The following is a 7,473-nucleotide window of genomic DNA, read 5'->3' as shown; positions in this document are numbered from 1 at the left end:
TGTCCGGTGCCGGCACCACGGGACGACCCGGGGAGAGCGGCGCTCCGCGCCCCGCCGATCCTCAGGCCGGCAGCGGCTCCCGCGGCTCGGTGTGGTCGAAGAGCCGGGGCGGCGCGATCGCGTCCCGGGCCCCCATCCGGGCGACGAGATGATCGGCGACCCGCAGGGCGTTGGCGATGATCGTCAGCGTCGGGTTCACGGCGCCGATCGACGGGAAGAAGCTGGCGTCGGTCACGTAGAGGTTGTCCAGCTCGTGCGCCTTGCAGTTCGTGTCGAGCACCGACGTCCTCGGATCCGCGCCGAACCGCAGGGTCCCCGCCTGGTGGGCCGTCCCGCCGATCGGGACGTTCTTGCCGAGGTAGAGCGAGCGGTCGAACAGGTGCGGGTGGATGTCGGTGAAGCTGCAGATCTCGCGCAGCTTGTGCCGGAGCCGCTTGTGCGCCTCGACGTTCGTCTCGGTGAGGTCGAGATGGACCTTGCCGTCCTTGTAGAAGATCCGGTTCTGCGGCAGCGGCACGTCCTCGGAGGTCAGCCAGAAGTCGACGGAGTGCTTCGCGATCCAGTCGAAGGGTTTGTCGGGGAACCACTGCAGGAAGCCCGGCAGGCCCTCGCCGTGGATCTGGGCCCCGTCCGACTTGCCGACCATCTGTATGTGGCCGAGGGGAAAGTCCCAGCTGTCCTTCGGGTCCGGATCGCCGAAGTAGAAGTCGTTGAGGCCGAGCGTCTTCTGGAAGCGGGTCGGGTTCGGGACCTTCGAGATCGCCAGCACCGTCGAGTTGTTGTGGCGCATGTAGTTGCGCCCGACCTGGTCCGACCCGTTGGCGAGGCCGTTCGGGTGCCGGTCGCTGGCCGAGCGCAGCAGCAGCAGCGCCGAGGAGAGGGCACCGCAGGCCACCACCACGATGTCGGCCGAGGCCTCGAACGGCGCGCCGTCGCGCGTGCCGACGACGCCCGTGACGGTTCGCCCCGAGGCGTCGGTGACGAGGCGCTCGACGTAGGTGCGGGTGAGCAGCGTCAGGTTCGGGCAGTCGCGCAGGGCCGGGTCCACCACCATGGTCTGCGCGTCGGACTTGCCGTTGGTGGGGCAGGGGAAGCCGTCGAAGGATTCGCACTTGATGCAGGGCGAGGTCGGCACCGCGCGCCCGTCCTTCTCCACCAGCCGCACGCCCACCGGCAGGTGGAACGGGTGGTGGCCGGCCCGCTTCAGGTTGTCGAACAGCTCCTGGATCCGCGGCTCGTGCGCCACCGGCGGATGGGCGTAGGGCTTCGTCGACCAGGGCTCGGTCGGGTCCTCGCCGCGCAGGCCGTGGACGTGGAACAGCTCCTCGGCCGCCTGGTAGTACGGCTCGAACACGTCGTAGCCGACCGGCCAGGCCGGCGCGACGCCGTCCTGGTGGCGGATCTCGGCGAAGTCCTTCTCGCGGAGGCGGAAGAGGATCGATCCGTAGAACTTCGAGTTCCCGCCGACGTAGTAGTGCAGGCCCGGATGGAAGCTCTTGCCGTCCGAGGAGTACCACGTCTCCTTGGCCTGGTAGTAGCCGTCGACGATCACCGCCTGACTGTCCCAGTTCCGCGGCTCCCGCAGCAGGTAGTCGCCGCGCTCGATCAGCAGGATGCGCTTGCCCGTCTGGGCGAGGCGCCACGCCATCGTGCCGCCGCCGGGTCCGGACCCGACAATGATGACGTCGTAGTGCTCACCGGGCATGTGCCGTCTCCGTCCGGACCCGCGTCCTGGCAGGCAACTCGCGAGCCGCTTTTCGGATCACCTCACGGTTCCGTTAAGCGCGCGCCGCGTCGCGGACTCCGCCGCGGACTCCGCCGCAGACTCCGCCGCAGACTCCGCAAAGTCCGCAACCGGCGGTTAAGGGCCTTTCCCAACGCCGCCTTCAGCTTCGGCTGCGATCCTGCCGCGAACCGGCCCGACGCCGGGGAGGCCGGAATGATCGACACGATGGCGCCTGTCCTGGCGCTCCTGACAGCGGCCGCTCTGGCCTTCGGCCTCTGGCGCCTGCTCGGCACGCGGCGCGCCGAGCGCGAGGCCGAGCGGCTGCAGGACCGCATCTGGCGGATCAGCGAGAGCGAGGACCGCTACCGGGCCCTGGTGGCCGCCACCACCGAGATCATCGTCCAGCGCGATGCCCGCGGACGCATCACCTACGCCAACGAGGATTTCGCCCGCCTGCTCGGCCGCGAGCCGATCGCGCTGATCGGCTCCCGGGACGATCTCGAGATCCTCGACCGGAACGCCGTGGAGATCGGGCCGGACGGGGTCCGCCGCCTGGAGGCGCAGGTCCGGACGGCGGACGGGCGGGCGCGCTGGTTCGCCTTCGTGGAGATGCCGGTGGCGCACGGCGACGCGACGCACTGGCTGCGCGCGGGCCGGGACGTGACCGCGCGGGTCGAGGCGATCCGCAGCCGCGACGCGGCCCTGGAGCGCGCCGAGGCGGCGAGCGTCGCGAAATCCCGCTTCCTCGCGACGGTGAGCCACGAGATGCGGACGCCGCTCAACGGCATCCTGGGCATGGCCGACCTCGTGCTCGGGACCGAGCTGAATCCGGAGCAGCGCACCTACGTCGAGGCGGTCCGCACCAGCGGCCAGGCGCTGCTCGGCCTGATCGACGGGGTCCTCGACTTCTCGCGGATCGAGGCCGGGCGCCTCGACCTCGCGGCCGAGCCCTTCGACCTGCCGGCGCTCTCCGAGGGGGTCGTCGAGCTGCTGGCGCCCCGCGCCCAGGACAAGGGCATCGAGATCGCCCTCGACGTGGCCGAGGACTTCCCGGCCGCCGTGCTGGGCGATGCCGACCGGGTGCGGCAGATCCTGATCAACCTCGCCGGCAACGCCATCAAGTTCACCGAGCGCGGCGGCGTCGGCGTCAGCCTGGGCTTCGCGCGGGCCGGGACCGGCGGCGAGGTCGTGCTCGCCGTGGCGGATACCGGCCCGGGCATCCCGGAGGAGAGGCTGCCGATCCTGTTCGAGGAGTTCGAGCAGGGTGACGGCAGCGCGAGCCGCAGCCACGAGGGCACCGGCCTGGGGCTCGCCATCACGCGGCGGCTCGTGACCCGCATGGGCGGGCGGATCGAGGCGGACTCGCGCCTCGGGCGGGGCTCGACCTTCCGGGTCCTGCTGCCGCTCGCCGAGGTCGCGGGGGCCGAGGGCGTCGGGCGCGCGCCGCTGCCGACGCTCGCCCCGCGGCGCTGCCTGATCGTCGCCGACTCCCCGTTCCAGGCCCCCTACCTCGCCCGCAGCCTGTCCCGGGCCGGGGCCGCCACCGTCATCGTCGACAGCCTGGATTCGGGCCTCGACGCCCTGTCGGGCGCGGCCTTCGACGCGGTGCTGGCCGACCGGGCTCTGGGCGACACGGCGGTGCGGCAGATCGCCGACGCGGCGCGCGCCTGCGGGGTCCGCACCAGCCTCGTGCTCCTCTCGCCGTTCGACCGGCGCGGCTTCGGGGCCCCCGGCGCGGCGGGTTTCGACGGCTACCTGATCAAGCCGGTCCGGCCGCGCTCCCTGTTCGAGCGCCTGCTCGCGTCGGCGGGCCCGGTCGAGGCCGCGGCGGCCCCGCCGGCGGGGCCGCCGCGCGTCGGCAGCAGCCTTCGGGTCCTGCTGGCCGAGGACAACCCGATCAACGCCCTGCTGGCGACCCGGGCCCTGGAGCGGCTCGGCGCCACGGTGGTCCACGCCGCCGACGGCCTCGAGGCCCTCGCGCGTCTGGAGACGGACGGCCCCTTCGACCTCGCGCTGATCGACGTGCGGATGCCCCGCCTCGACGGGCACGAGACCGCCCGGCGGATCCGCGCCGCCGAATCGGGCGGGGCGCACCGGCTCCACCTCGTCGCGCTGACCGCGAATGCCGGTCGAGAGGACGAGGCCGCCGCCCGGGCGGCCGGCTTCGACGGGTTCCTGGCCAAGCCGCTGAACCTGAAGCTGCTGCCGCCGCTGCTGGAGCGGCAGTCCGCGCGCGCCGCCTGAGGGCGCGCGTTGACAGGCGGGCGGGTCCCGCGCCAACAGGACGCCCATGTCGACAGCCAGCCCACTGCCGCCCGCACCGCGCTCGTCGAGCGGCGCGCTCGCCGCCTGGGGCGCCGCACTCCTCGTGATCGCCACCGTGCTCATCGGCGCCCTGGCGCCCGCGCGGCACGCGGCGCCGGCGGTCTCGGCGGCCGAGGACCCGGCCTGCCTCGAGTGGAGCGACGGCTGCACGGTCTGCCGGCGCCTGGCGGAGGGGCCGGCCTGCTCGCTGCCCGGGATCGCCTGCCAGCCCGGCGCGCTGCAGTGCCTGCACCGCCGCGACGGCTGATCCGGCGGTCCGGCCCGTGAGCGCCGAGGCGCCGGTGCTGCGCTTCGCGCCGAGCCCGAACGGGCGGCTGCACCTCGGCCACGCCTACTCGGCCCTGCTCAACGCGGACCTCGCCGCCCGGATGGGCGGCGTCTGCCGCCTCCGGATCGAGGACATCGATCCCGCGCGCTCGAAGCCGGACTTCGTCGACGGGATCGTCACCGACCTCGCCTGGCTCGGGCTGACCTATCCCGAGCCGGTGCGGCATCAGTCCCGGCACATGGCGGACTATCGGGCCGCCCTCGACGGGCTGATCGGCCGCGGGCTCGCCTATCCGTGCTTCTGCTCACGCGGCCAGATCCGGGCGCGCATCGCCTCGGGCGTCGACAGCCCCCGCGATCCGGACGGCGTGCCCCTCTATCCCGGCACCTGCCGCCACCTGGGCCCGGCGGCGGCGGCGGACCGGATCGCCCGCGGCGACCCGCATACCTGGCGGCTCGACATGGCGGCCGCGACGCGCCGCGCCGGCCCGACGCACGGCTACGTCGCCTTCGACGGGACCGGCGCGCACCGGATCGCGGCGGATCCGACACGCTGGGGCGACGCGGTGATCGCCCGGCGCGACGTGCCGACGAGCTACCATCTCGCCGTGGTCCACGACGACGCGGTCGAGGGGATCACCCACGTGGTGCGCGGCCGCGACCTGGAGGCGGCCACCGACCTGCACGTGCTCCTCCAGGCCCTGCTCGGTCTGCCGGTGCCGCGCTACCGCCACCACCCGCTGCTGCTCGACGCCGGGGGCGAGAAGCTGTCCAAGTCGCGCGGCTCGCGATCCCTCGCCGACCTCCGGGAGGCCGGCGCGACGCCCCAGGCTGTCCGCGCCCGGCTCGGCTTCGCCTGAGCGGCGACGCGCACCCTCAGCGAACCGCCGCGTCGCGCTGGGCGAGGGCTGTGGCGCTCTTCGACTTCTGCATGGTGGCGTCGATCTGCTCGCGCTGGCGCTTGAAATCGGCGAGCAGGCGCCCGTCGAGTTCCCGGCCGCGGGGGACGCGGATCTTCATCGGGTCGACGAAGTGGCCGTTGATGATCACCTCGTAGTGGAGGTGCGCGCCGGTGGACAGGCCGGTCGAGCCGACATAGCCGACGATCTGTCCCTGCCGGACCTTGACGCCCTCGCGGATGCCGCGGCCGAACCGCGACATGTGGTTGTAGGTCGTCACGTAGCCGTTGACGTGCTGGATCTCGACCCGGTTGCCGTAGCCCGAGGTCATCTCCGCGCGGATCACCACGCCGTTGCCGGCCGCCATGATCGGGGTGCCGATCGGGTTCGACCAGTCGACGCCCGTGTGCAGCTTGGCGTAGCCCAGGACCGGGTGCCGGCGGTAGCCGAAGCCGGAGCGCATGATTCCGTCGGCGATCGGCTTGCGCAGCAGGAACTTCTTCAGCGACCGGCCCTGCTCGTCCAGATAGTCGATCGTGCCGTCGTCCGGGGACTGGAAGCGGTAGACCCTGCGGGTCTCGCCGCCGAGCGTCAGCGCCGCGTAGAGCAGGTCCGGACGATCGGCGCTGGCATCGTCGTCGGTGCTGTAGAAGACGTCGAGTCCGTCGCCGCTGCTGATGCGGCGCTGGAAGTCGAGGTCGTAGCTGAAGACCCGGACGATATCCTCGACGGTCGCCCGCGGCAGGTCGTGGCGCGCGGCCGTCTCGTACAGGCTCTGGTACAGGCGCGGCCCGGAGCCGGAATCCTCGTCCTCGTCCTCGCCGGCCTCCGCCTGAGGCTGCGCCTTGGGTGATGGAACCTCCTCGGCGGGGGGCGCCACCGAGACGAAGGCGCCGCGGTCGTTCAGCGCCGCGATCCCCTCGATCCCGTTCTCGCCGTAGAGCACCACGCGCGTGACCTGCCGGGGATCGCCGGGACGCGGGCCGGGCGCGATCTGGACGCGCATCGGCTGGCCCTCGCTGAGGGCAGCCGTGCGGGTCTTGCCGCCGAGCGCGGCGACGATGCCGCGGACGGCGTCGTCGCTCGCGAAGCCGGTGGCCTTCAGCGTGGTTTCCACGGTCTCGCCGCGCTTCAGCGCGAGATCGCGCTCCTCGACGAGCGGAGCCTCGTTGGCCTTCAACTCGATCTTGGCGACCTTGGTGACGTTCTCCGGGACGACCAGCACCTCGATCGACTTGAACGGGTTCGCCTCCTTCGGCGCCGCGCCGTCGCCGTCTCCGGTCGCGCCCTGCTGGAGCGTCCGCGACAGCATGATCTGCGGCGCGATCGGGATGGCGGCGCGGCGTCCCGCCTCGGCGGCGATGCGGCGCTCCTCCTCCACCTGCGCGGTGACGTCGTCGTCGGTGAGGGCGGGCGCGTTGGCATCGACGGCGGCGTCGGCGAGATCGCGCTTGACCACGGTGACTTCGGCGCTGGGCGCGTCGGCGGACGCGTCGGGCGCGCGCTCCAGCGGCTCGTCGGAGACGAATTTCATCGGGTCGAAGCGGGGAGGCTCGCTGGCGTAGACGCCCGTCGTCATCGACAAGGGCGTGGTCAGCCGCACGAAGGCCTTGGCCTTGATGATCTCACGGTCGCCGAGGCGGACCGTGACGGGCGCCTTGAAGCTCTGCTTGGCCGAGGCGATCATGAGGTTGCGCACCAGCCGATCGCCCTTGCGGGCGATGTTTGCGCCGCTCTCGCTCGGCTGAGGCCGGGGCATGATGGTCGCCTTCTCGGGAATGGCCGCGAAAGAGACGTCGCCCTGAAGAGACACGTGGAGCGCCGCCGCGATCAGGCCGGCGCCGGTCAGGCCCGTGAGGCTGCTGGCGCAGAGCCAGCGGAGGTTGACGGCGCGCCGGTCGATCTGCGTCGCGGTCGCGCCGAGATGATCGAGGGGCTCGTGCCCACCGCGGGCCGAGGGAAGGGCGGCCACATCGCCGATCTTGAGTCGCTCGCGCTTCACTCGAAGGCCCTGAGAAGACGATGGCGAACGGGCGTCCCTGCAGGACCCACGGCACTGAGGCCGGACTCGACCATACCGGAGCGCGCCACCCGCGCCCGGTGATCTCATCTCACGGCCCAGCGTGTCGAGATTGAGGCGTGCCGCGGCGGAGCGCCAGTCCCGTACAGAGGACACCGGATCGTCCATCGGGAGGCTTCGGGGCAGGCCCGACGCACCGGCCGGCGAAAAGGGTGTTGACGGGCGATTCCGAGGGC

5 protein-coding genes are annotated in these 7,473 nt (G+C 72.6%); 3 read left to right on the top strand and 2 right to left on the bottom strand.

Translation table 11 applies throughout. The features are described from left to right. Positions 1-61: 61 nt before the first annotated feature. Positions 62-1,705, bottom strand: a complete 1,644-nt coding sequence (locus ME121_RS32055; protein WP_012319362.1) for an FAD-dependent oxidoreductase — start codon at positions 1,703-1,705, stop codon at positions 62-64. A 234-nt stretch (positions 1,706-1,939) separates the two neighbouring features. Here ME121_RS32055 and ME121_RS32050 point away from each other — a divergent pair, with 234 nt between their 5' ends. The 3 genes from ME121_RS32050 to gluQRS are packed head-to-tail and all read left to right on the top strand — an operon-like array spanning position 1,940 to position 5,178. Then, complete coding sequence (locus ME121_RS32050; protein WP_059410276.1) at positions 1,940-3,970, top strand: ATP-binding protein; 2,031 nt, start codon at positions 1,940-1,942, stop codon at positions 3,968-3,970. A 46-nt stretch (positions 3,971-4,016) separates the two neighbouring features. After that, on the top strand, positions 4,017-4,298 hold the full coding sequence (locus tag ME121_RS32045) for a hypothetical protein (RefSeq protein WP_059410275.1): 282 nt from the start codon (positions 4,017-4,019) through the stop codon (positions 4,296-4,298). Between the two features lie 16 nt (positions 4,299-4,314). Continuing rightward, positions 4,315-5,178: a tRNA glutamyl-Q(34) synthetase GluQRS gene (gluQRS, locus tag ME121_RS32040; RefSeq protein ID WP_059410274.1), complete on the top strand. Its 864-nt coding sequence runs from the start codon at positions 4,315-4,317 to the stop codon at positions 5,176-5,178. A 16-nt stretch (positions 5,179-5,194) separates the two neighbouring features. On the opposite strand, the gene ME121_RS32035 is transcribed toward gluQRS, so the two are convergent. After that, on the bottom strand, positions 5,195-7,219 hold the full coding sequence (locus ME121_RS32035) for a M23 family metallopeptidase (RefSeq protein ID WP_012319358.1): 2,025 nt from the start codon (positions 7,217-7,219) through the stop codon (positions 5,195-5,197). Between the last annotated feature and the right edge of the window lie 254 nt (positions 7,220-7,473).

It is taken from the genome of Methylobacterium sp. ME121 (assembly GCF_000974725.1).
Lineage (GTDB): Bacteria > Pseudomonadota > Alphaproteobacteria > Rhizobiales > Beijerinckiaceae > Methylobacterium > Methylobacterium radiotolerans.
This window is presented reverse-complemented; position numbering and strand designations above follow the sequence as displayed.

Excerpts from the sequence above, each read along its gene's own strand:
- ME121_RS32055 (WP_012319362.1), bottom strand. The coding sequence starts at position 1,705 with ATGCCCGGTGAGCACTACGACGTCATCATTGTCGGGTCCGGACCCGGC.
- ME121_RS32050 (WP_059410276.1), top strand. The coding sequence starts at position 1,940 with ATGATCGACACGATGGCGCCTGTCCTGGCGCTCCTGACAGCGGCCGCT.
- ME121_RS32045 (WP_059410275.1), top strand. The coding sequence starts at position 4,017 with ATGTCGACAGCCAGCCCACTGCCGCCCGCACCGCGCTCGTCGAGCGGC.